The organism is Flavobacterium sp. (genome assembly GCF_013822155.1).
In the GTDB taxonomy this organism is placed as follows: domain Bacteria; phylum Bacteroidota; class Bacteroidia; order Flavobacteriales; family Flavobacteriaceae; genus Flavobacterium.
In genome coordinates this window covers 1-1,170 of the sequence record NZ_PNJW01000197.1, presented here as the reverse complement: position 1 = coordinate 1,170, position 1,170 = coordinate 1, and the positions used below count along the sequence as shown (strand labels likewise).

Here is a 1,170-nt window from a genome sequence, read left to right as displayed (position 1 = left end):
ATAAAACACCTGTCGTTTTAGAGATTGTAATGGTTGAAGAAAATTTCATTTTAAATGAAGTAGTCATCAATCCAAAAGACAATCCGGCAAATGAAATCATTAGGAATGCCATCAAAAACAAAAAAGAAAACTCTGCTAAAACAGCAAGATATACTGCCGATTTTTATTCGAGAGGTATTTTTAGAGTTAAAAATTTACCCAAAACAATCTTAGGGCAAAAACTCGATTTCTTTGACGAGGTAATTGACTCTACACGAAGCGGTATTTTATATTTATCCGAAACCGTTTCCAAAGTTACTTTTCAAAAACCGGATAAAATGAAGGAAGAAATCTTGGCTTCCAAAGTCAGCGGTAATGACAACGGCTTTAGTTTTAACGATGCTTCGTCTGCCAATTTTGATTTTTATGAAAATTATTTAGAATTTGATACTAATGTAGTTTCCCCTATAGCAGATAACGCGTTCAATTATTACAAATACCAATTTGAAGGTTCGTTTTTTACAGAAAATCGCCAACAGATTAACAAAATCAAAATCATTCCACGCAGAGAAACTGAACCCGTAATGTCGGGCTACATTTATATAGTCGATGATACTTATGCAATCTATGCAGTTGATGTCAGTTTTACCGGTAAGCAAATTCAAAATCCTGCATTAAATACTTTGACTTTAAAACAAAATTTCAGCTACAACAGCACTTCAAGAATCTGGGCAAAAAATACACAAACTTTAGATTTTGATGCCGGAATGTTAGGCGTGAACATCTCCGGAAGATTTACTTATGTGTTTTCAAATTTCGCCTTTCCAGAAAAATTTGAAAAGAAAACATTTACAGCAGAAGTTATCCGATTTGAAGAAAATGCCAATAAAAAAGACGATGTTTTTTGGAACACCATTCGTCCCGTGCCTTTAACTTCTGAAGAAACCACCGATTATATTAAGAAAGATGCGCTTCAAGAAAAGAAAAAGTCAAAAGTATATTTAGATTCAATTGATGCCAAAAAAAATAAATTCCGCTTGATGGATGTTTTAAATGGTTACAGCTATTCTAATTCTTATAAAAAATGGTCGATAAATTACAACGGACCATTATTAAACACTTCTTTCAACACCGTTCAAGGCTATAATACCAGTATTGGTTTGTCTTACTTTAAAAGAAACGAAGACAAAA

Annotated in this window: 1 protein-coding gene; it reads left to right on the top strand. The window is 32.6% G+C overall.

Going from position 1 to position 1,170, the window contains the following annotated elements; translation table 11 throughout:
- On the top strand, window positions 1–1,170 hold a 1,170-nt coding region (locus C0512_RS15900; RefSeq protein WP_290863341.1), incomplete at both ends, for a DUF5686 family protein.